This is a genomic window from Mixta theicola, assembly GCF_002895925.1.
GTDB lineage: Bacteria > Pseudomonadota > Gammaproteobacteria > Enterobacterales > Enterobacteriaceae > Mixta > Mixta theicola.
In genome coordinates this window covers 111723-134050 of the sequence record NZ_NWUO01000005.1, presented here as the reverse complement: position 1 = coordinate 134050, position 22328 = coordinate 111723, and the positions used below count along the sequence as shown (strand labels likewise).

Sequence of the window (22328 nt, the reverse complement as noted above, 5' to 3'; positions counted from 1 at the left end):
AGCGGCACCGACAGAGTTATCGACCTTCGCCTGCTAAAGAAACTTATGATTTAAAATTAACCTGTCAGGATTTTATATGTCCCGTCAGCCAGAACTTTTTATAGCGCGCCGGTGGAATGCCGACCAGATTATGAAAGATACGATGAAAATTATTGACGTTGTCGTAACCTACTGCGTTCGCCACTTCGGTTACCCCTAAATCCGTGCTGAGTAATAAAGATTGCGCCTCGCCTATTCTACGGCGGGTTTGGTATTGCTTCGGGGAATAGCCTGACCAGGCTTTAAAAACATGGGCCAGATAGAACTGGTTCATGTTTAAAGCGGCGGTTATTGATTTAAGCGCGATCTCATCTTTATAATGATTATCGATATAAGTTTTAATTTTTTGTCCCAGCAGTGAGTCCGCAGATGAATATTCCGGGTTATTCTCAAGCCAGATATTGCGGCACAGTAATAACAAAACGCTGAGCAAATGATGCGCAATTTCTGCGCCGTACCGTTTTTTACTCATTACCTGTTGCCATATCTGCTCAAATATTCCGCGAATTTCCCCATATAAATGACCGCTGGGCATGACCGCAGCCTGTGAACGAGTGGTAAGATAATTCAGCGGCAGCCCTTCGAACTTAAGTTGCTCAACGCCGCAGCTGAATATCAGCAAATCATCTGAAGTATGCGGATTTTCATCATGAAGCACCCCTGCGTTGAATAACAGCAGATCGCCGCGCTTAACGTTATAGCCCCTTCCATCGATGTTATAGATGCCCGTGCCTGCCAGAATGAACATCAACTCGAACCGTTCATCATGCTTATGCATCACGCGCGGGATTGCAGCCTCGTTACCTTCGGCTTTGCAAATAAAAGTCAGCTGCGGACGGAGGCCATTCTCGAAGCCATGTGCTGATGGGTATTCGTTAAGACAGTAGGTCAGCATGATGCCTCCATTAAGTATGTTGCTATTTTTACATCATAGCCGCTAGACGTAATCATCAAATTTGCTGTTTAAAATTATTTAATCCATTGATCTTAAGGATTTTGATGATAATAGCTATCAGAAGAAAGGCATAAAATTGTTATGGGTAAGTTAAACAAACAGAGAGGTTTGATTGTCATCACACTTTTGTGCTGATGGTAAAACGGCCAGAGTTAAGCGGGGAAGGCATTCGCGTGAAGGCAGAATGCGCGCAAAAAAGCGTTTGAAGTCTGAATGATTTTTTTCCGGGAAAAAACAGCTCAATTTATAAGGGTAATCATTAGCAAAATCTAAATATCATCAAACTATCATATTTATACCCGGCCTGTTATCACGCAACCTGTTACCGGTTTGAACGTGCCTGAATAGCGCAATGAGCGCCTGAGCGATGGCGCCCTGATGTAAAAATGGATGCGTATAAAAAATCATCTGAAGAGAGGTGATATTGCCGCTAAAGGAGTTTTTTTCGCACATCTCGCATCTTGCTTTGTCAATGGCTATGCTCAGTCATGTGACAGTAATCACTTGTTTTCAGGCGTTTCAATCATAATTTATGATCCCCCGCACGCTATGAAATCATACCTTTCCTTCCTCGTAGTTTTTCATTTTTACTTTGATATAACGTTAATACAACGATAAAGGCACCGATGTGCAATAACGTGGTGTGAAAAGCTAATGAAGTTTTATAAGCGGAGATAAAAAGCCGGTTTTTTAATGGCTGTGGTATTTAATTTTTAAAGGCTGCTTTTTAATTAGCTGTGAAAATAAAGAGTTCATAACGTAACCGATAATATCGACTGGTACCGCTTCTACCTTACAACCAGATGGAACAGTTATGTATAATAAAACAAACCTGCAAAATTCCCAGCGCATGAGGTTAATAACCATCGTTTCGACGATTGGCGGTTTATGTTTCGGTTATGACACGGGTGTTATTTCCGGGGCGCTAATTTTCATGAAATACGATCTGAACCTGACGCCGACTCAGGAAGGTTTTATTACCTCTTTCCTGTTATTTGGCGCCGCGATAGGTTCTCTGTTTGGCGGTTATCTCTCAGATAAACAAGGGCGACGTAAAAATCTGTTATGGGTAGCGGCTATTTTTATGCTTGGCGCGTTAGGAACGGCGTTTGCCTGGGATGTGCCATCCATGATTGTGGCGCGTTTTGTCCTGGGACTGGCGGTAGGCTGCGCTTCGGTAACGGTGCCGGTTTATATCTCAGAACTGGCGCAGGCCGATCGGCGTGAACGGCTGGTAACGGTCAATGAACTGATGATTGTAACAGGTCAGTTCCTCGCTTATAGCGTTAACGCCGCAATAGTCAATCTCTACCCGGATATGGGACATAACTGGCGCATTATGCTGGCCATTCCGGCCCTGCCCGGCGCCTTGTTATGGGTTGGCATGTTAATGATGCCGGAATCGCCGCGTTACTTTATGCGGCGCGGTGAGACGGATAAAGCGATTAAGGTATTAAAACGGCTGCGGCTACCGGAAGAAGTGGATGGTGAAATTAAAGAAATACAGCAAATCATTAAAGCCGACTCCGTCAAATTCAGCCTTACGGAAGAACTTAAAAAGCGCTGGGTCGTACAGTTATTATTGATCGGGTTAATGATTGTATTGGCAACCCGCGTCACCGGTGTAAATACCATCATGTATTACGCGCCAACGGTGCTTAAATCTACCGGCCTTGGCGATGCGGCGGCGGTAATGGGGGCGGTTGCAAACGGCGTGGTGTCAATCCTTGCTACGCTGCTGGGAATGGTGTTAATAGGGAAACACTCGCGCCGGAAAATGTTCTTTACCGGGCAGGCTGGCGTCACCCTCAGCCTGGTATTAATAGGCCTTACGTTTAAATTCTTTTTCCATAATGAAACATGGAACGGCGTTGAAAGCCTGCACGCCAATTTTGCGGGCGCAAGCTATATTATTCTCGGTTTAATGCTGCTCTTTTTAGTCTTTATGCAGGGATGGATAGCGCCCGTATTCTGGCTGATGCTGGCAGAAATATATCCATTGCGGATACGTGGCGTGGGCATGGGCTTCGCAGTATTTGGACTGTGGATATTTGACTTCATTATTCAGTCTTTATTCCCCGTTCTGCTTAACCAGTATGGCGGCGGAATGACTTTCGGATTCTTCGCCGCCACGAATGTCATTATGTTAATACTGCTGGTGAAATATTTACCGGAAACGCGTGGGCTGACGCTGGAACAAATTGAGAAAAAATTTCGCTTTTAATCATCTGACAGAAAGGATATTTCCATGACCGTAAAAATCGGATTAATCGGCCTGGGCATGATTGGCCGGGATCATCTTCAACGCTTTAATCAAGTTATTACGGGCGCTAAAGTCACGGCGGTTTGCGATATTAACCGTACGACCGCCGATAACCTTGCCGCAGAATATCATGCAACGGCCTTTTATCATGCCGATGAACTGATTAATTCAGACCTTGTAGACGCCGTTTTTATCTGTTCGGTTGGGCCTGCGCATAAAGCGCAAATCCTTTCTGCATTCAACGCGGGCAAGCCGGTTTTTTGTGAGAAGCCGCTTACGCCAACGGCTAATGAATCCAGAGAGATTATTGACGCAGAAGTAAGGTCAGGCAGGCGTCTCTTGCAGCTTGGATTTATGCGCCGTTTTGATCCGGGTTATCAGGCGCTTAAGCAAGTCATCAGGAAGGGTGAGCTGGGCGAAATCATGCTGATGCACTGCGCGCATCGCAATCCCAGCGTTCCTGAGAATTACACGATTGAAATGGCGATTAATGACTCCGCCACGCATGAAATCGATATTATTCGTTACCTGCTGAACGAGGATATTGTGGCGGTACGCGTGGATAAACCGCGTAAAAAAACCCGTCGTGCTTATGCACATTTGCAGGATCCGCTAATTGTCATTTTCGAAACGGAATCGGGCGTGCGTATCGATGATGAACTGTTTGTTAACTGTCATTACGGCTATGACATTCGATGTGAGGTTATTGGTGAAAATGCCATCGCCGGATTAACGGAACAGGCGCTGACCTGTACGCGATCTGTAGCAGGGATGAGCCACCATATTCCCCACTCCTGCATGGAAAGATTTGCCACGGCATACGATCGGGAAGTGCAGAACTTTGTCGATAATATTTCCCGTGGTGAGGAGATGTCTGGCCCTTCAGCGTGGGATGGCTACGTTGTGGCGCTGGTCTGCGATGCCGGGCTGGCCTCGCTTAAAGATGGCCAGCGGCATGATGTTGTTATTCCCGAATGTCCCGCTCTTTATGCGTAATTAGCGCCAGGAGAACGCCATGTTGAAATTGACCGAAGAGGCGCTTTATCTGCAGTGTCAGGCCAGGAATAAAACCGAAGCCATTAAAATTGCGGCGAATGCGCTTGAAAGCGCCGGCTATGTCAGGCCCGGCTTTTTTGCCGCCATGATGAAGCGTGAAAAAGCTGTCCCGACCTATATCGGCGCGGGGATCGCCTTTCCCCACTGCGCAAAAGAAGATATTGGTCTGGTTATTAAAACGGGGTTTCTTGTTTTTCAGTTTCCCAATGGCGTGAGCTGGGGAGCCGGTAAAGTTGTTTTTATTATGGTTGCCATTGCCGCCACGCAAAATGAACATATTCAGGTGCTGTCAGAGATTGCAGATATGCTCGGTGATGAAGCTAATACGATGATATTAGCCAGCGCTAACAGCAAAAGTGAATTTATCGAGCAGTTTGAAAGAGCCTAATTTTAATTAAGGATGCAGCATGAAACTTGCATTATGTACTGATGTTCTCGCGGAACTCTCATTCCCGGCGATGCTGGATAAAGTAAAAAGCTACGGCATCAGCGGCGTAGAGATGACGGCTGGCGGCTGGTCACCGTGCCCGCACGTTAAAACCGAAGAACTGTTAGCGTCTGCGGAAAAACTTAATCAGTTCCGCGCAGAGCTCGACAAACGCGATATGGAAATCGTGGCGCTGAACTGTTCCGGTAATCCGCTGGCTCCCGGCGAGCTGGGCGAAAAACATACGCAAAGCAGCTATCGGGCCATTGAGCTGGCAGGCAAACTGGGCGTGAAGAAGATTGTTATGATGAGCGGCCTGCCCGGCGGCGGGCCGGAAGATCGCGTTCCGAACTGGATCACTTCGACCGTTTCATGGCCGGATTATATGCCTGGCGTAATTGAATATCAGTGGAATGAAGTGGCGATCCCGTGGTGGAAAAAGTTTACCCAGTATGCCAGACAACAGGGCGTTGAAAAAATTGCGCTGGAAGAGTTCCCCAGCCAGCTGGTGTATAACCCTTCAACGCTGCTGCGTTTACGTAACGCGGTAGGGGAAATGATTGGGATGAATCTCGATCCTTCGCATCTGATTGCGATGGGCGCGGATCCGATTGCGGCAGTGCGTAAGCTGGAAGGGGCCATTTTCCATGTTCACGGCAAAGATGCCCGTATCGAACGCGGCCTGGCCGATGTGGATGGCCTGTTAGAGTATCAGCCCGTGACTAACACCCGAACGCGTACCTGGAACTATGTTGCGGTAGGCTGCGGCAAAGATTTGCAGTGGTGGAAAGAGTTTTTCTCGGTATTACGCATGACCGGCTACGACGGCGATGTCTCGCTGGAAATGGAAGATTTAACCATGAGCGTGGAGGCGGGCTTACAAACCTCTATTGACGCGCTTAACGCCACCATTAGCCGTTAAAAAACCGCGGCAGCGTTCTCAATAAACGGCCCTGCAGGCGCAATGGTGTGACATCTGCACCACAGGGTTGGCAAGTTTTCAGCGATTAAAGGGGGCGGCCAGCGCCGCCCCTGGTATTATGCCAACAGATGCTGCGCATGGAAGCGCAGGTGATCTGCAACAAACGAGGCAATAAAGAAATAGCTGTGGTCGTAGCCCGGCTGGATACGCAGCGTCAGCGGCCAGCCGCTCTGCTGCGCGATCGCTTCCAGCTGCTCCGGCTGCAGCTGATCGGCGAGGAACCCATCGCTGTCGCCCTGATCGATCAGCAACGGCAGCGGCTGCTGCGCCTGCTGCATCAGCCAGCAGCTGTCATACTGCCGCCACTGCTCGCGATCTTCGCCTAAATAGGCGCTAAACGCTTTCTGGCCCCAGGGCACCGAGCAGGGATTCACAATCGGGGCGAACGCGGAGGCGGAGGCAAATTTTTGCGGATTACGCAGCGCCAGCATCAGCGCGCCGTGCCCGCCCATCGAATGTCCCATTACCGCCTGACGATCGCTTACCCTGAAACTGCCGGCAATCAGCGCCGGCAGCTCTTCGTTAATGTAATCATACATATGGAAATTCTGCCGCCACGGTTCCTGCGTCGCATTCAGATAGAAACCGGCGCCCTGGCCCAGGTCGTAGCCCTCATCGTTCGGCACTTCGGCGCCGCGCGGGCTGATATCGGGCATCACCAGCACCAGCCCCAGTTCCGCCGCTACGCGCTGTGCGCCCGACTTAATCGCAAAATTTTCATCGGTGCAGGTCAGGCCCGCCAGGCACCAGACTACCGGCGGCGGCGCATCGCCCTGCGGCCCCGGCAGAAAAATGCCGAAAGTCATATTGCAGCCCAGCACCGATGAGTGGTGACGCCAGCGCTGCTGCCAGCCACCAAACAGGCGATGCTCTTCCAGTAATTCCAGCGTCGTTGGCATTATGGCTCCTGTTTATTACTGAAATGCACCACGGAGCGGATCGATTTGCCTTCATGCATCAGCTCGAACGCATCGTTAATCTTCTCCAGCGGCATGGTGTGGGTAATAAAGTCGTTGAGCTGGAATTTGCCGTCGAGGTAATCCTGCACGATACCCGGCAGCTGCGAACGGCCTTTCACGCCGCCAAAGGCGGAGCCGCGCCAGACGCGTCCGGTTACCAGCTGGAAAGGGCGGGTGGAAATTTCTTCGCCCGCGCCCGCCACGCCGATAATCACCGACTCGCCCCAGCCTTTATGGCAGCACTCCAGCGCTGAACGCATAACGTTAACGTTACCGATGCACTCAAATGAATAGTCCACGCCGCCGTCGGTCATCTCAACGATCGCGTCCTGAATCGGCTTATCATAATCTTTCGGGTTAAGCAGATCGGTTGCGCCCAGCTTGCGGGCCAGATCGAACTTACTGGTGTTGATGTCGATGCCGATAATGCGGCCCGCTTTCGCCATCTTCGCGCCGATAATCGCCGACAGGCCGATGCCGCCCAGGCCAAAAATCGCGACGGTATCGCCTTCTTTGACTTTGGCGGTGTTCATTACCGCGCCCATACCGGTGGTGACGCCGCAGCCCAGCAGGCAAACTTCTTCCAGCGGCGCTTCTTTGCTGATTTTTGCCAGCGAGATTTCCGGCACGACAGTGTATTCAGAGAAGGTCGAGGTGCCCATATAGTGGAAAATCGGCTTACCGTCTTTAAAGAAACGGGTGGTGCCGTCCGGCATCAGGCCTTTCCCCTGGGTGGCGCGAATCGCCTGGCACAGGTTGGTTTTGCCGGAAAGACAGAACTTGCATTTGCCGCATTCCGGCGTGTAGAGCGGAATCACATGATCGCCCACCGCGACGCTGGTCACGCCTTCGCCCACGGCTTCGACAATACCGCCGCCTTCGTGGCCGAGGATCGCCGGGAATACTCCTTCCGGGTCCTTGCCCGACAGCGTGTAAGCATCGGTATGGCAAACGCCGGTGGCGACAATACGCACCAGAACTTCGCCTTTTTGCGGCGGCATCAAATCCACTTCTTCAATCTTCAGCGGTTCGCCTGCGGCCCAGGCAACGGCGGCACGGGTTTTAATCATTTCCATTTATCAGCTCCAAAGGATGCATCAGTTCATCATTAACGGGTTTGTCGTCAAACTGTTCAATAATCAGGTGTTTCAGCGCTTCCACGTTGGGGGTAAACGCGTCCCGCCGCCAGATTAACCAGGTGGCGGTATCAGAAAACTCCGGCGGCAGCACGTGCGCCTGCACCCGCTCGCGGGCGGGCATCTGCGCCAGCACCGACTGCGGGATCAGCGCCACGCCGGCGCCGCTGGCGACGCAGGCCATCATCGCGTGATAGGAGTGGATCTCCATGACGTTATGCGGCTGGACGCCGCTGGCGCGGAACCACTCCTCCAGCCGCAAACGATAGGAACAGCTGGTGCGAAAAGCGAAAACCGTATCGCCGCTGGCGTCAACCGCGCTGTGGATCGGCGCATGGCCGACGCTGGAAATCAGCATCATCCGTTCACGAAACGCAATGCAGCCGTTCAGCTCTTCATAGTTAACCGGTCCGTCAACCAGCGCCGCCGCCAGAGTTCCTGCACGCACGCGGTCGATAATCTCGCCGGAGGTGCCGGTGATCAGCGAGAGCGCCACCGCCGGATAACGCTGATGATAGGCGGCCAGCAGGTTTGGCAGGCGCGTGGCGGCGGTGCTTTCCATCGAGCCGAGGGCGAAATTGCCGCCCGGCTCGCCGGTGCGCGCCATGCTCAGCGCCTCTTCGCTCAACGTCAAAATACGCTGGGCGTAGCACAGAAAATTATGGCCCATCGGCGATAAACGCAGGCGCTGTTTTTCACGAATAAACAGGTCAACCCCGATCTCCTGTTCCAGCTGGCGCAGGCGCGTGGTCAGGTTAGAAGGGACACGGTGCAGCTGTTCTGCGGCGCGCGCCACCGAACCGGTTTCGGCGACCAGGCAGAACATACGTAACTGGACTAAATCCATCTGTTCTCTTACCGTAATTAACTTGGTTGTAATTATTCAGTTTTCATGAGTTTAAACTTCGGGCATCATGGGCGCAACCGTGCAATGACAAAAGATGATTTTGAATATGCAGACTCTACGCGCTAGCGCAGGGGCCGGGCGGATTGCGCTCAGTGCGCTGCTGTCGCTGGTGGTGGCGATGGGCATCGGGCGTTTTGCCTTTACGCCGCAGGTACCGCTGATGATCGCCGAACATCAGCTGACGCTAACCAGCGCCAGCCTGGTGGCGGCGCTTAACTATCTTGGCTATCTGTGCGGATCCTTTGATGCGATGCGCGCCCGACGGCGCGTCGAGTGGCGGCTGCAGGCGGGCGTTTGGGGAGCGGTGGCGCTCACGCTGCTCGCCGCGTGGCTGAACCATCCCTGGCTACACGGCGCGCTGCGCTTTCTTATCGGCTGGGCCAGCGGCTGGGCGATGGTGCTGGTGGCGGCATGGAGCGGCGAACAGCTGCAAAAGCATGGCAGACCAGCCCTGTTAGCGATGGTTTTTGCCGGGCCGGGCATCGGTATTTTCCTGAGCGGGATGCTGGCGGTGATGCTGAACAGTTATCATTTTACGGCGGCAGGCGCATGGCTGGCCTACGGTGCGATGGCTCTGCTGCTGGTCGCGCCGATTGCGATAAACCTGCCGCGTCGGGGCGAACTGCACCGGCCGGAAACGGCGCCCGCGCCGCTGGTGCTGAACGCCAGGCTTAAACGCCTGGTCTGGAGCTATAGCCTGGCGGGCTTTGGCTATATCCTTCCGGCGACCTTTCTCTCTCAGCTGGCGGCGACGCGCTTCCCGCACAGCCTGTTCGCCCAGTTTGTCTGGCCGATCTTCGGCGGGGCGGCGGTGGTCGGCATTGGTCTCGGCATCCTTACCCGGCGGTTGGCCGCAACGCATACCCGGCTGGCGATTGCGCTATGGGCGCAGGCGCTGGGCGTGTTTATCGGCGGGCTGATGCCGGGGATCGGCGGCCTGGTGCTGGGCGCGCTGCTGACGGGCGGCGGCTTTCTGTGCGTGGTGCAGCTTACGCTGCAGTATGGCCGCGAGCTGGCTCCGCAGCATGCGCGCTATCTGGCGGGATTATTGACCACCGGTTACGCCATCGGCCAGCTGGCAGGGCCGATGCTCTCCTCGCTTTCCAGCCTGTTTCTGCATCGCCTCGATCCCGCGCTGTACGTTGCCGGCGCGGCGCTGCTGCTGGCTGGCGGCCTGGTATGGCGGCGCGCTGCATGAAGCGATTTCAGCAGCGATTACGCGTATTCACTGGATAAACCGGGCGGAGTCCTTCAGAATACGCCCTCAGATTATTACCCCGATAACGACCACGTTGGCGATTATCGGCTGTTACACCTGCTGGAGAAACCTCACATGTCGACGTTAAGTCATGAAGCTGCTCTGGTTCACGAAGCGCTGGTTGCGCGTGGACTGGAAACCCCGTTACGTGCGCCCGTACGTGAAATGGATGACGAAACGCGTAAGCGGCTGATTGCCGGGCATATGACTGAAATCATGCAGCTGCTCAATCTCGATTTAGAAGATGACAGCCTGATGGAAACGCCACATCGCATCGCTAAAATGTACGTTAATGAAATCTTCTCCGGTCTGGATTACGCTAATTTTCCGAAAATCACCCTCATTGAAAATAAAATGAAGGTAGATGAGATGGTTACCGTGCGGGACATTACCCTGACCAGCACCTGTGAACACCATTTCGTGATTATTGATGGCCAGGCGACCGTTGCCTATATTCCCAAAGATAAAGTGATTGGCCTGTCGAAAATCAACCGTATCGTCCAGTTCTTCGCCCAGCGTCCGCAGGTGCAGGAACGTCTGACGCAGCAGATATTGATTGCGTTACAAACGCTGCTCGGCACCAATAACGTGGCGGTATCGATTGATGCGGTGCATTACTGCGTGAAGGCGCGCGGCATTCGCGATGCCAACAGCGCGACCACTACCACCTCGCTGGGCGGCCTGTTTAAGTCCAGCCAGAACACGCGCCAGGAATTTTTACGCGCGGTGCGTCATAACTAATCTCCTCTGACGACAGAGGGAAGCGCAGCAGGAACCGGCATGCAACGAAATATCACGCTGGATTTTATTCGTGGTCTCGCCATTCTCGGTATCCTGCTGCTGAATATCAGCGGCTTCGGCCTGCCTTCCGCCGCCTACCTCAATCCCGCCTGGCACGGCCAGCCTTCCCTGAGCGATGCGCTTAGCTGGGTGGCGCTCGATCTGCTGGCGCAAAGTAAATTCCTCACGCTGTTTGCCCTGTTATTCGGCGCGGGCCTGCAAATGCTGCTGCCGCGCGGCAAGCGCTGGCTCCAGGCGCGCTTAAGCTGGCTGGTGATCTTCGGGTTTATTCACGCCATTTTTTTATGGGATGGGGATATTCTTCTCGCCTACGGCATTATCGGGCTGATCGCCTGGCGAATGATCCGCGATGTTTCCTCCACGCGCTCGCTGTTGAATACCGGCGTGATGCTCTATCTGGTGGGCGTTGGCGTACTGCTGCTGTTTGGCCTGATCTCCTCACCGGAACCGGCGCGCTCCTGGCTGCCCGGCGCGGCGGATATTCAGTATGAAGTTTTCTGGAAGCTAAACGGCGGCTGGGATGCGGTGCAAAACCGCCTTAATCACCTCTCTTCAATGCTGCTGGCGCTGGGCGCGCAGTATGGCTGGCAGCTGGCGGGGCTGATGATGATCGGCGGCGCGCTGATGCGCAACGGCTGGTTGCAGGGAGCGTTCAGCCGCCGTCACTATCGCCGCATGGCGGTTATTTTATTAACGCTCGGCTGGCTGATTCAGCTGCCGGCGACGCTGCTGCAGTGGCAGCTGGGCTGGGCGTTTCGCTGGTCGGCGTTTTACCTGCAGGCGCCGCGCGACCTGGCCGCGCCGCTGGTCAGCCTCGGCTACGCTGCGCTTTGCTTCGGCTTCTGGCCGCAGCTGGCAAAGCTAAAAATCACCCATCCCATCTGCTGCATAGGCCGCATGGCGTTAACCAACTATCTGCTGCAAACCCTGATCTGCACCACGCTGTTTTACCGCTTTGGCCTGTTCCTGCATTTCGATCGCCTGCAGCTGTTGCTGCTGGTGCCGCCGATCTGGCTGGCTAATCTGCTGCTGTCAACGCTGTGGCTGCGCCGGTTCCGTCAGGGACCGCTGGAATGGCTGTGGCGTAAGCTCACCCGGCTGGCGGCGGGCAAGCCGCTGAATAACGCCCGCCCCGGACAATGATGCCTGTCACAATTGTTACAAAATTGTATGTAACCGTTTTCATCAGTGTGACCTGATTCACGTAGCCTGTCGCGCTTGCCTGCCAGAATAGCCGCCAGCAATCCCAGTCGGCAGGTAAAACATGCAGTACAACTTCTTTATTTCAGGTCATTTATCATGATTACCATTCGTGACGTCGCGCGTCTGGCGGGCGTTTCCGTCGCTACGGTTTCCCGCGTGCTGAATAACAGCAGCGCGGTGACGGCTGAAACCCGTGACGCCGTGCAGCAAGCGGTGGATACGTTGGGCTACCGGCCAAACGCCAATGCGCAGGCGCTGGCGACGCAGGTGAGCGACACCGTTGGCGTGGTGGTGATGGATGTTTCCGATCCCTTTTTTGGCGCGCTGGTTAAGGCGGTCGATACCGTGGCACAGCGGGTGCAAAAGCATGTGCTAATCAGTAATTCCTGGCATCAGGAAGAGAAAGAGCGGCACGCCATTGAGGTTTTGATCCGTCAGCGCTGCAACGCGCTGGTGGTGCATTCTAAATCGCTTTCCGACGCCGAACTGGGCTGCTTTATGGATCAGGTGCCGGGCATGGTGCTGGTTAACCGCATCGTACCCGGCTATGAATATCGCTGCGTAGGGCTGGATAACGTTAGCGGCGCGCTGATGGCGACGCGCATGCTGTTGCAGCAGGGGCACACGCGCATCGGCTATCTGGGCTCCAGCCATCCGATTGAGGATGAGGAACAGCGGCGGGCGGGCTGGCTGCAGGCGCTGCATGAGCAGGGCATAACGCCGCCTGAGGTCTGGATTGGCAGCGGCGAGCCGGATATGCAGGGCGGGGAGGCGGCAATGGTTGAGCTGCTGGGGCGCAATGTGCAGCTGACGGCGCTGTTTACCTACAACGATAGCATGGCCACCGGCGCGCTAACCGCCTTAAAAGATAACGGTATTCTGGTGCCGCAGCATTTTTCCGTAATCGGTTTCGATGATATTCCCATTTCGCGTTACACCGATCCACAGCTGACTACCGTGCGCTATCCCATTGTTTCAATGGCGAAACTGGCAACCGAGCTGGCGTTAAGAGGCGCTGCCGGTGAGCTGGATGCCAGCGCCCGGCACTGTTTTATGCCTACTCTGGTGCGTCGTCATTCAGTGGCCGCGCGGCAAAATGTGGGGCCGGTCACTCTTTCAAACGATTCCGCTATGTAACCGTTTTCAATCTGTGAGTAAATTCACAGTTAATTAACATACGGCTCTCTATGATAGCTGCGACTTAACGGCGATGAAACATCATGTAACGGTTTTAGCCCCGGCAGAATCGTTCTGTACCCTACATGATTCGAGTTGCAGGCAGGCGGCGACAGAGTAAATCTCCGGGAGCTTACATCAGTAAGTGAGCGGGGTGAGCGAGGAAAGCCAACGCACCTGCAACCTGAAGTATGACGGGTATACAGCGCGCCGCGCACCCGTTTGGCATTACTTTCCAGGAAGCGTTACCGATTAAGGAAGTCAGGTTTTGTGTCAGCAATCCGTCGGCTTTGCGTAACGTTTGATCAACTACCCGCCCAGGCCGATTTTTTCACTGAGTATCCGCGCACCTTCATCCATCGGATGGAGGGTTTGGATGTAGAACGACCCCTGTAAAAACCGGAGATACTAATATTATGAATAAAAAGGTTTTCACCCTCACAGCCCTGGTTGCCAGCATGATGTTTGGTGCAACGGCGCACGCAGCAGATACCCGTATTGGCGTTACCATCTATAAATATGATGATAACTTTATGTCGATGGTGCGTAAGGATCTGGAAAAAGATGCGCAGACCGCCGGTGGCGTTCAGCTGCTGATGAATGACTCGCAGAACGACCAGTCAAAACAGAACGACCAGATTGACGTTCTGCTGGCAAAAGGGGTTAAAGCCCTGGCGATCAACCTGGTTGACCCGGCTGCGGCAGGCGTGGTGATTGATAAAGCGCGCAGCAACGATGTGCCGGTGGTGTTCTTCAACAAAGAACCGAGCGCCAAAGTGCTGGCCGGCTACGACAAAGCGTATTACGTCGGCACCGACTCTAAAGAGTCCGGCGTTATCCAGGGGCAGCTGATTGAGAAACACTGGAAAACAACGCCAGCATGGGATCTGAATAAAGACGGTCAGATTCAGTTCGTTCTGCTGAAAGGCGAGCCGGGCCACCCGGATGCTGAAGCGCGTACCAAATATGTAATTGATACGCTGAACAAAGACGGCATCAAAACGCAGCAGCTGGCGCTGGATACCGCCATGTGGGATACCGCTCAGGCAAAAGATAAAGTTGACGCCTGGCTCTCTGGCCCTAACTCCAACAAAATTGAAGTGGTGATTGCCAACAACGATGCGATGGCAATGGGCGCGGTTGAAGCGCTGAAGGCGCACAATAAGTCTTCCATTCCGGTATTTGGCGTCGATGCGCTGCCGGAAGCGCTGGCGTTGGTAAAATCGGGCGCGATGGCCGGTACGGTGTTGAACGACGGCGCAAACCAGGCGAAAGCCACGTTTGAACTGGCGAAAAACCTGGCGGACGGTAAATCTGCTGCCGAAGGCACCAACTTTAAGCTGGAAAATAAAATCGTGCGTATTCCTTACGTTGCGGTAGATAAAGAAAACCTTGCTCAATTCAGTAAATAAACGAAGTCGGGCGCAGCGCCAGCTGTGCCCTTTTTGCCAGACGCAGACACATTTAGCCAGGTAAATTATGGCCAGTGAAAAAACAGCACAGCATGAATATTTGCTGGAAATGACCAATGTTAATAAGTCATTTCCCGGCGTGAAGGCTTTAGATAATGTGAATCTAAAAGTCCGACCGCATTCCGTTCACGCGCTGATGGGGGAGAATGGCGCGGGTAAATCGACCTTATTAAAATGCCTGTTTGGTATTTACAGTAAGGACAGCGGTAGCATTATTTTTCAGGGTAAAGAGGTTAACTTCCACAGCGCGAAAGAAGCGCTGGAAAATGGCGTCTCAATGGTGCATCAGGAATTAAACCTGGTGCTGCAGCGTTCGGTAATGGATAACATGTGGCTGGGTCGTTATCCGCGAAAAGGGCTATTTGTCGATCACGATAAAATGTATCGCGACACCAAAGCCATTTTTGACGAGCTGGATATTGATATTGATCCGCGTGATAAAGTCGCGCTGCTTTCCGTTTCGCAAATGCAGATGGTGGAAATTGCCAAAGCATTTTCCTATGACGCTAAAATTGTGATTATGGATGAGCCGACCTCTTCTCTGACCGAGAAAGAGGTGAATCATCTCTTCACCATTATTCGTAAGCTAAAAGATCGCGGCTGCGGCATTGTTTATATCTCTCATAAGATGGAAGAGATATTCCAGCTGTGCGATGAAATCACCATTCTGCGCGACGGCCAGTGGATCAGCACCCAGCCGCTGGAAGGGCTGGATATGGATAAGATCATCGCCATGATGGTGGGACGCTCGCTGAACCAGCGCTTCCCCGACAAAACCAACGTGCCGGGCGAAGTGATTCTGGAAGTGCGCAACCTGACGTCGCTGCGTCAGCCGTCGATTCGTGATATTTCATTCGATCTGCATAAAGGCGAGATCCTGGGTATTGCCGGTCTGGTGGGTGCCAAGCGTACCGATATTGTCGAGACGCTGTTTGGCATCCGCGAAAAGTCGGGCGGCACTATTAAGCTGCACGGCAAGGCGATTAATAATCACAGCGCCAACGAAGCGATTAATCACGGCTTTGCGCTGGTAACCGAAGAGCGTCGCTCAACCGGGATTTATGCCTACCTGGACATTGGCTTTAACTCGTTAATTTCCAATATGCGCCAGTATAAAAACCGGCTCGGCCTGCTGGATAACAGCCGAATGAAAAGCGATACCCAGTGGGTGATTGATGCCATGCGGGTAAAAACGCCGGGGCATCATACTTCCATTGGTTCGCTTTCCGGCGGTAACCAGCAGAAAGTCATTATTGGCCGCTGGCTGTTAACCCAGCCGGAAATATTAATGCTGGATGAACCTACGCGCGGTATTGACGTTGGCGCGAAGTTTGAAATCTATCAGCTTATTTCCGAACTGGCGAAGAAGGATAAAGGCATCATTATTATCTCTTCTGAAATGCCGGAGCTGTTGGGAATTACCGACCGGATCCTGGTAATGAGTAATGGTCTCGTTGCCGGTATTGTCGAAACCAAAAATACCACGCAGAACGAAATATTACGTTTAGCGTCGTTACACCTTTAACGATGTAAGGGTTGTTACCATGAAAGCTACAACTAAAAAGAATGCGCTGACCTGGTTAAAAGAGGGCGGCATTTATGTGGTATTGCTGGTGCTGCTGGCAATTATCATTTTCCAGGACCCCACTTTTCTCAGCTTAATGAACCTGAGTAATATTCTGACCCAGTCTTCGGTGCGTATTATTATCGCGCTGGGCGTGGCCGGATTAATTGTTACCCAGGGGACAGACCTTTCTGCCGGGCGGCAGGTAGGGCTGGCGGCGGTGGTAGCGGCAACGCTGCTGCAGTCGATGGAAAACGCCAATAAAGTTTTCCCCGGCATGGATACTTTACCGATCCCGCTGGTGATCCTGATTGTCTGCGCCATCGGCGCCCTGATTGGTCTGGTTAACGGCGTGATTATCGCTTACCTGAAGGTGACGCCGTTTATTACCACGCTGGGCACCATGATTATCGTCTACGGCATTAACTCGCTCTATTACGATTTCGTGGGCGCTTCGCCGATTGCCGGATTTGATGCGGGCTTCTCGGCGTTTGCCCAGGGCTACCTGCGTTTTGGTGATTTTAAACTTTCCTACATCACCTTCTATGCGATTATCGCTATCGTGTTTGTCTGGATCCTGTGGAACAAAACGCGCTTCGGCAAAAACATTTTTGCTATCGGCGGTAACCCGGAAGCGGCAAAGGTATCAGGCGTTAACGTTCCTTTTAACCTGATCCTGATTTACGCCCTGTCCGGCGTGTTCTATGCCTTCGGCGGGATGCTGGAAGCGGGCCGTATCGGCAGCGCCACCAACAACCTCGGCTTTATGTATGAGCTGGACGCCATCGCCGCGTGCGTGGTGGGCGGCGTCTCCTTTGCCGGCGGCGTCGGCACCGTAGCGGGCGTGGTGACCGGGGTGCTGATTTTTACCGTTATCAACTACGGCCTGACCTACATCGGGGTTAACCCGTACTGGCAGTACATTATCAAAGGCGGCATTATCATTTTCGCCGTGGCGCTGGATTCTTTAAAATATTCGCGCAAAAAATAAGCGATAAGGCGGCGGTGAAAACCGCCGCTTTCTGTTTACGGCAGCGGGGCTTTTCCTTCCTGGCGGCCGTAACGCCAAACGCTTCCTGTTAAACGCTTTTGCTGTTGTCGCCTGTTGCATCGCCTTATCCCACCCATCCTCAGCGATTTTTTGCCGCCTGATGCGTTAACTTTTTTCACATGACGTGATTTTCAGCTCAGTCTGCGATGCGATAAATACCAGCAGCTGGTTTTTTTAAGCCGCTAGCTCGCCAGGAAATACATAAGGAATAATAACTATTTTGGTTAAGTAAAACGCGTTGAAAAATAAAGATGTTTTAATGCAATTAAAAAATTAAAACCAGAGTGGAAACAATTTGTATATTTTTAGTAAGAGTAAGTTTTTATGCCATTTGCCAGAATAGGCGACACATACTTGTGCTACGGTACTTACCCCATAAATGAAGTGGTTCACAAAAAGCGCGGTTTTGTTTTCTTGCAAAACTTCTCTCGCCGCGTTTCTGGCTTTAACGATTGCGCTTCTCCTTAACTTTGAAAAACCAGCCTGGGCAGTGACAACGGTTTATGTCACTTCGCAGTTATATGCAGCCTCCACGCTGTCAAAATCGATATTCCGCCTGTTGGGAACGCTGCTTGGCGGATTTTTTATTTTACTGATCTATCCCGAAACGGTGCAGTCTCCGCTATTTTTCAGTTTTAGCGTCTCTTTATGGGTATCCGTCTGTCTGTATCTCTCGCTTAAAGACCGTACGCCGAAAAGCTATATATTTATGCTGGCCGGATACAGCGCGGCAATCATGGGGTTTCCTGCGGTCAGCTCGCCTTATGCCCTTACCTGGACGGTTATCTCCCGCATAGAAGAAATTACCCTGGGACTCATCTGTAGCTCGCTTATTCACCGGCTGATACTGCCTGTGCCGATGTATCATCTGTTAAGTCAGAGCGTTAGCAACTGGTATAAAACTGCGCAAAAACTCTGCAATGATTTAATTACCCATACGGCCGGACGAAATTCGCCTGAGCGGGAAGATATTCTTATTGGGATGGCGAACTACCCGCTGAATGTTGAAACCCTTCTGACCCACTGTATCTACGAAGGCGAAGCCGCGCGCAATGTTATCAGGCTGGTCAGCGTCCAGTACAAGCACCTGACCTATCTGTTGCCGACGCTGACCGCCATTGAAACACGGCTCAGCCTGCTGGCCGATTTGAACATTCCGTTTCCGCAGGCTGTCACCGATGTTTTTCAGCACTTTCTTTTATGGCTTAATTTTGATGTCGCCCGGAATACCGAGGTTATCCAGCATCAGCTGACAGAAAGCCAGACATCGCTTCAGAAAGCGTGGCGTGAGGGAAAAATTACCACGGAAGAGATTTTATTATTCACCGGCCTGCTGGAGAGGCTGGCTAATTTTGTCCGTATTAGCGACGCCTGGCACAATGTGAACGCCCGCGCCGCCGATCTTTACAGCAGCAGCGATACCGTTTTGTCGAAAAGTAGCGGCAATGTCCGGCATACCGACCGGGGGCTATTGCTTCTTTCGGCGCTTACCGCGTTTATGGCGACCTTCCTTTCCTCTCTTTTCTGGATAGGAAGCGGTTGGGCTGACGGCGCGAATGCGCCGCTCATGGCGGCTATCACCAGCTCTTTTTTTGCCAGTATTGATTCGCCGGTAACCCCCATGCGGCGATTTATTAAAGGCGTGGTGATTGCGTTGCTTATCAGCCTGTTTTATATCGCGGTGCTGATACCGCAGGCCAATACGCTGCAGGCGCTGATAATGTGTTTGTTTCCCGGACTGTTTATGCTCGGCCTGGTGCTGGCGAGGCCCTCAACCAACCTGATCGGGCTCAGCGTGGCCATTCAGCTGCCTGGTTTTATCGGACTCAGCCATCACTATGTGCCGAACCTGATTGTGACGCTGAACGCGGGCGTTTCCACCCTGACCGGAATCATTATCGCTGTGGCTCTCTCTGCCATTATCAGAAATAAGCGGCCGTCGTGGATAGCCCGACGCGCGGTTTCAATGGGCGTAAGGGATTTGCTGGGGTTTATTAAAGCAGTGGAACGAAATTCGTCCTCTCTGCTGATGCGCCAGCATTTTATTATTCGTATGCTGGACAGGGTTAACGTCATTCTGCCGCGTAAACGCCTCGATCCCGATGCTGAACTGACCGCGGGCGGCGATCTGATCGCTGAAACATGGATTGGCGCCAACTGCTATGACTTTTATGCGCGTTACCACAGCGAGCTACAGCTGCATCAGATTGACAGCGGCCAGATGTTTCATGAGCTGAGTCTGTATCTGCGGCGGAAAATGAAAGTTTTACACACCCGCCCGCATCAGGATTTACTGCATGAGCTTAACGAACTGCTGGTAAAGCTGGAAAAGCTTTCCCTCAGTAATCCAGCCATCTTTGCCGCTATGGTGCATGTGTTCAATATTCGCGTCTCGCTGTATCCACACCAGCGCTGGCTCTGATATTGACCTGCACCTGCACCTGCGGCAGAGGCCCGCTGGCGGCGAGGTGATGAAAGCATAGCCGTTACTTCTTCTGCCGCTTTTGCTCCAGCTCCAACAGCTGTTCCGGCGTGACCGCCGGATAGCTTTGCGCGCCCTGCGGTACTTCATGCACCGCCGGGATCGGCACCAGCGGGCCAAGAAAGCGCGGCTCACGCTTCATAATATACAGGTCGGCCAGCGCACCAAGACGGGCGGCCACCTCACGCGCGCGTACCGTCAGCATATTTTTCGGCGAAGGCACGGCGTAGCACTGCGCCTGAATCCCCATATGCAGAGCGATAAACAGCGCGCGTTCGCAGTGGAAGCGTTGGGTAATAATAATAAAATCGTTAGTATCAAAAACCTTGCGGGTGCGCACAATCGAATCGAGGGTACGAAAACCGGCATAGTCCAGCACAATATCGGCAGGATTGACCCCGGCGGCGATCAGATCGCGACGCATAGTCATCGGCTCGTTATAGCTCTGCAGTGCGTTATCGCCGCTCAGCAGCAGATAATTGACCTTGCCGCTGTTATAGGCGTTGAGCGCGCCCTGGATGCGATAGTAGTAATATTGATTCAGTACGCCGGTACGATAATATTTGGCGGTGCCCAGCACCACGCCCACCTGACGATGCGGCAGCGAGGTCAGATCGTCATAAACCCACGGGGCCGTTTTCCAGGCAATCCAGCGATCGAGGCCGAGCGCGGTCAGGATCATCAACAGCAGGATGATAATCAGACCATATGTCATGCGTTTCAACATGTTCGGCGTAGCTCAGGATGGGGCGGAAAGAATGCTTCAAGGCTACTTGAGGCGCTAACGTGAAGCAAGCGCGCGCCGGTCGGGCGCGGCTTTTTTAAGCAATCTCCGCCGCTGAGCGGGCGGAGACCGTCACTTAGATGGAGGTACGACGATAGTTGCGATACTGCGGCAGCCAGAAGTTATTGGCGATAGCCTTGGACAGCACATCTTCCGAAGAGACAACCGCAACGCCCGCCAGCTGCGCCGCCTTGCCGACCGCCATAGCGATCACTTTCGATACGCCCTGAATATCTTTAATTTCCGGCAGTACCGGGCCTTCGCCTTCGTTCACCAGCGGCGAGCAGTCCGCCAGCGCGCGGCTGGCCGCCATCAGCATGCTGTCGGTCACGCGCGTAGCGCCGGAGGCGATCACGCCCAGACCTATGCCTGGGAAAATATAGGAGTTATTGCACTGGGCAATCGAATAGGTTTTGCCCTGCCAGGTGACCGGTGCAAAAGGGCTGCCGGTAGCGACCAGCGCCGCGCCGTCGGTCCAGCTGATAAGATCGGCCGGAGTGGCCTCCACCCGCGACGTTGGGTTGGAAAGCGGCATCACGATCGGACGCGCGCAGTGCTGATGCATCTCGCGGATAATCTCTTCGCTGAACAGGCCCGGCTGGCCCGATACGCCAATCAAAATATCCGGTTTGGCATTGCGCACCACGTCCATCAGCGAGATAGCGTCGCTGGGCAGATTCCAGTCGCTGAGGCGTTCGCTTTTCTGCACCAGTTTGCTCTGGAAGCCGAGCAGGTTCGGCAGTTTATCGGTCAGCAGGCCGAAGCGGTCAACCATAAAGACTTTGGCGCGCGCCTCTTCATCGCTTAAGCCTTCCGATTTCATCTGGGCGATAATCTGTTCGGCGATGCCGCAGCCCGCAGAGCCCGCGCCGAGGAACACCACGTTTTGATCGCACAGGCGGTTGCCGGCCGCGCGGCTGGCGGCGATCAGCGTGCCAAGCGTGACCGCGGCGGTGCCCTGAATATCATCATTAAAGCAGCACAGCTGATCGCGATAGCGTTCCAGCAGCGGCATGGCATTTTTCTGCGCGAAATCTTCAAACTGCAGCAGCACGTTCGGCCAGCGGCTGCGTACCGCCTGGATAAACTCATCGACAAAGCGATCATACTCTTCGCCGGTAATACGCGGATGACGCCAGCCCATATAGAGCGGATCGTTCAGCAGCTGCTGATTGTTGGTGCCGACATCCAGCACTACCGGCAGGGTGTAGGCCGGACTAATACCACCGCAGGCGGTATACAGCGACAGCTTGCCGATAGGGATCCCCATGCCGCCGATGCCCTGATCGCCGAGGCCGAGAATACGTTCGCCGTCGGTTACCACAATCACTTTCACGTTCTGCTTGGTGGCGTTCTGCAGCATATCTTCAATGCTGGCGCGGTTGGGATAAGAGATAAACAGACCGCGGGCGCGCCGATAGATTTCCGAGAAATGTTCGCAGGCGGCGCCGACCGTCGGGGTGTAAATAATCGGCATCATCTCTTCCAGATGATTGTCGAGCAGGCGATAGAACAGCGTTTCGTTGGTGTCCTGAATATTGCGCAGGTAGACGTGCTTATCGTTATTGTTTTTAAAATCCTGGAACTGACGCCAGGCACGCTTCGCCTGTTCCTCAATGGTTTCCACGGTTTCCGGCAGCAGGCCGTTGAGGTTAAAGTCGTTGCGCTCTTCGATAGTAAAGGCGCTGCCTTTGTTCAGTAGGGGAAATTCCAGCAGAATCGGACCAGCGTAGGGGATATAAAGCGGACGTTTACTCTCGTAATCGAGTTCCATGCGGTGTTTGCTCCGGTTTCTGGCACGTTCTCTTTGGGG

At 53.3% G+C, this 22328-nt stretch carries 18 protein-coding genes; 12 read left to right on the top strand and 6 right to left on the bottom strand.

All coding sequences use genetic code 11. From position 1 onward, the window contains the following. Positions 1–64 precede the first annotated feature (64 nt). A complete protein-coding gene (locus COO59_RS08720) occupies positions 65–934 on the bottom strand; it encodes an AraC family transcriptional regulator (protein ID WP_103059412.1) in 870 nt (289 codons plus the stop codon). An 874-nt stretch (positions 935–1808) separates the two neighbouring features. Here COO59_RS08720 and COO59_RS08715 point away from each other — a divergent pair. From COO59_RS08715 to COO59_RS08700, 4 genes are read left to right on the top strand one after another with little or no spacing between them, the layout of a single operon-like run. Further along, positions 1809–3218 carry a sugar porter family MFS transporter gene (locus COO59_RS08715; RefSeq protein WP_103059411.1) on the top strand — a complete coding sequence of 470 codons (1410 nt, stop codon included), beginning with the start codon at positions 1809–1811 and terminating at the stop codon, positions 3216–3218. 24 nt (positions 3219–3242) lie between these two features. Beyond that, positions 3243–4253, top strand: a complete 1011-nt coding sequence (locus tag COO59_RS08710; protein ID WP_103059410.1) for a Gfo/Idh/MocA family protein — start codon at positions 3243–3245, stop codon at positions 4251–4253. 19 nt (positions 4254–4272) lie between these two features. Further along, positions 4273–4701 (top strand): PTS mannitol transporter subunit IIA, encoded by a 429-nt coding sequence (locus COO59_RS08705; protein WP_103059409.1) that lies wholly within the window; start codon positions 4273–4275, stop codon positions 4699–4701. 19 nt (positions 4702–4720) lie between these two features. Next, complete coding sequence (locus COO59_RS08700) at positions 4721–5662, top strand: sugar phosphate isomerase/epimerase family protein (protein WP_103059408.1); 942 nt, start codon at positions 4721–4723, stop codon at positions 5660–5662. 116 nt (positions 5663–5778) lie between these two features. Here the strand turns inward: COO59_RS08700 and fghA are convergent, their stop codons facing one another. Genes fghA through ptrR form a run of 3 tightly spaced genes read right to left on the bottom strand, consistent with a single transcriptional unit; the run spans position 5779 to position 8664 of the window. Then, positions 5779–6621 (bottom strand): S-formylglutathione hydrolase, encoded by an 843-nt coding sequence (fghA, locus tag COO59_RS08695; protein WP_103059407.1) that lies wholly within the window; start codon positions 6619–6621, stop codon positions 5779–5781. Then, complete coding sequence (locus COO59_RS08690) at positions 6621–7757, bottom strand: S-(hydroxymethyl)glutathione dehydrogenase/class III alcohol dehydrogenase (RefSeq protein WP_103059406.1); 1137 nt, start codon at positions 7755–7757, stop codon at positions 6621–6623. Before COO59_RS08690 ends, fghA begins: the two co-directional genes overlap by 1 nt. Then, a complete protein-coding gene (gene ptrR / locus COO59_RS08685) occupies positions 7744–8664 on the bottom strand; it encodes a putrescine utilization regulator PtrR (protein WP_103059405.1) in 921 nt (306 codons plus the stop codon). Before ptrR ends, COO59_RS08690 begins: the two co-directional genes overlap by 14 nt. 106 nt (positions 8665–8770) lie before the next feature. Between ptrR and COO59_RS08680 the strand changes: the two genes are divergently transcribed. From COO59_RS08680 to COO59_RS08645, 8 genes are all read left to right on the top strand, one after another. Then, the gene (locus COO59_RS08680; RefSeq protein ID WP_103059532.1) at positions 8771–9922 is read left to right on the top strand and encodes a YbfB/YjiJ family MFS transporter; all 1152 of its coding nucleotides are present in this window, start codon (positions 8771–8773) and stop codon (positions 9920–9922) included. Between the two features lie 135 nt (positions 9923–10057). Continuing rightward, a complete protein-coding gene (folE, locus tag COO59_RS08675; RefSeq protein ID WP_103059404.1) occupies positions 10058–10723 on the top strand; it encodes a GTP cyclohydrolase I FolE in 666 nt (221 codons plus the stop codon). A 39-nt stretch (positions 10724–10762) separates the two neighbouring features. Next, positions 10763–11926 (top strand): DUF418 domain-containing protein YeiB, encoded by a 1164-nt coding sequence (gene yeiB / locus COO59_RS08670; protein ID WP_103059403.1) that lies wholly within the window; start codon positions 10763–10765, stop codon positions 11924–11926. A 156-nt stretch (positions 11927–12082) separates the two neighbouring features. Beyond that, positions 12083–13123, top strand: a complete 1041-nt coding sequence (galS, locus tag COO59_RS08665) for an HTH-type transcriptional regulator GalS (RefSeq protein ID WP_103059402.1) — start codon at positions 12083–12085, stop codon at positions 13121–13123. Between the two features lie 455 nt (positions 13124–13578). Continuing rightward, positions 13579–14574, top strand: a complete 996-nt coding sequence (gene mglB, locus COO59_RS08660; RefSeq protein WP_103059401.1) for a galactose/glucose ABC transporter substrate-binding protein MglB — start codon at positions 13579–13581, stop codon at positions 14572–14574. Between the two features lie 67 nt (positions 14575–14641). Beyond that, positions 14642–16159 carry a galactose/methyl galactoside ABC transporter ATP-binding protein MglA gene (gene mglA, locus COO59_RS08655; protein WP_103059400.1) on the top strand — a complete coding sequence of 506 codons (1518 nt, stop codon included), beginning with the start codon at positions 14642–14644 and terminating at the stop codon, positions 16157–16159. A gap of 19 nt (positions 16160–16178) precedes the next feature. Then, positions 16179–17189 (top strand): galactose/methyl galactoside ABC transporter permease MglC, encoded by a 1011-nt coding sequence (gene mglC / locus COO59_RS08650; RefSeq protein ID WP_103059399.1) that lies wholly within the window; start codon positions 16179–16181, stop codon positions 17187–17189. Positions 17190–17628: 439 nt separating this feature from the next. Next, positions 17629–19671, top strand: a complete 2043-nt coding sequence (locus COO59_RS08645; protein ID WP_103059398.1) for an FUSC family protein — start codon at positions 17629–17631, stop codon at positions 19669–19671. Between the two features lie 64 nt (positions 19672–19735). Here the strand turns inward: COO59_RS08645 and sanA are convergent, their stop codons facing one another. Next, complete coding sequence (gene sanA / locus COO59_RS08640; protein ID WP_103059397.1) at positions 19736–20458, bottom strand: outer membrane permeability protein SanA; 723 nt, start codon at positions 20456–20458, stop codon at positions 19736–19738. Positions 20459–20591: 133 nt separating this feature from the next. Beyond that, positions 20592–22289: an NAD-dependent malic enzyme gene (locus tag COO59_RS08635; protein ID WP_103059396.1), complete on the bottom strand. Its 1698-nt coding sequence runs from the start codon at positions 22287–22289 to the stop codon at positions 20592–20594. Positions 22290–22328: the final 39 nt, after the last annotated feature.

Bases quoted from the DNA above. Each gene is read 5' to 3' on its own strand.
- COO59_RS08720 (WP_103059412.1), bottom strand. From the start codon at position 934: ATGCTGACCTACTGTCTTAACGAATACCCATCAGCACATGGCTTCGAG.
- COO59_RS08715 (WP_103059411.1), top strand. From the start codon at position 1,809: ATGTATAATAAAACAAACCTGCAAAATTCCCAGCGCATGAGGTTAATA.
- COO59_RS08710 (WP_103059410.1), top strand. From the start codon at position 3,243: ATGACCGTAAAAATCGGATTAATCGGCCTGGGCATGATTGGCCGGGAT.
- COO59_RS08705 (WP_103059409.1), top strand. From the start codon at position 4,273: ATGTTGAAATTGACCGAAGAGGCGCTTTATCTGCAGTGTCAGGCCAGG.
- COO59_RS08700 (WP_103059408.1), top strand. From the start codon at position 4,721: ATGAAACTTGCATTATGTACTGATGTTCTCGCGGAACTCTCATTCCCG.
- fghA (WP_103059407.1), bottom strand. From the start codon at position 6,621: ATGCCAACGACGCTGGAATTACTGGAAGAGCATCGCCTGTTTGGTGGC.
- COO59_RS08690 (WP_103059406.1), bottom strand. From the start codon at position 7,757: ATGGAAATGATTAAAACCCGTGCCGCCGTTGCCTGGGCCGCAGGCGAA.
- ptrR (WP_103059405.1), bottom strand. From the start codon at position 8,664: ATGGATTTAGTCCAGTTACGTATGTTCTGCCTGGTCGCCGAAACCGGT.
- COO59_RS08680 (WP_103059532.1), top strand. From the start codon at position 8,771: ATGCAGACTCTACGCGCTAGCGCAGGGGCCGGGCGGATTGCGCTCAGT.
- folE (WP_103059404.1), top strand. From the start codon at position 10,058: ATGTCGACGTTAAGTCATGAAGCTGCTCTGGTTCACGAAGCGCTGGTT.
- yeiB (WP_103059403.1), top strand. From the start codon at position 10,763: ATGCAACGAAATATCACGCTGGATTTTATTCGTGGTCTCGCCATTCTC.
- galS (WP_103059402.1), top strand. From the start codon at position 12,083: ATGATTACCATTCGTGACGTCGCGCGTCTGGCGGGCGTTTCCGTCGCT.
- mglB (WP_103059401.1), top strand. From the start codon at position 13,579: ATGAATAAAAAGGTTTTCACCCTCACAGCCCTGGTTGCCAGCATGATG.
- mglA (WP_103059400.1), top strand. From the start codon at position 14,642: ATGGCCAGTGAAAAAACAGCACAGCATGAATATTTGCTGGAAATGACC.
- mglC (WP_103059399.1), top strand. From the start codon at position 16,179: ATGAAAGCTACAACTAAAAAGAATGCGCTGACCTGGTTAAAAGAGGGC.
- COO59_RS08645 (WP_103059398.1), top strand. From the start codon at position 17,629: ATGAAGTGGTTCACAAAAAGCGCGGTTTTGTTTTCTTGCAAAACTTCT.
- sanA (WP_103059397.1), bottom strand. From the start codon at position 20,458: ATGTTGAAACGCATGACATATGGTCTGATTATCATCCTGCTGTTGATG.
- COO59_RS08635 (WP_103059396.1), bottom strand. From the start codon at position 22,289: ATGGAACTCGATTACGAGAGTAAACGTCCGCTTTATATCCCCTACGCT.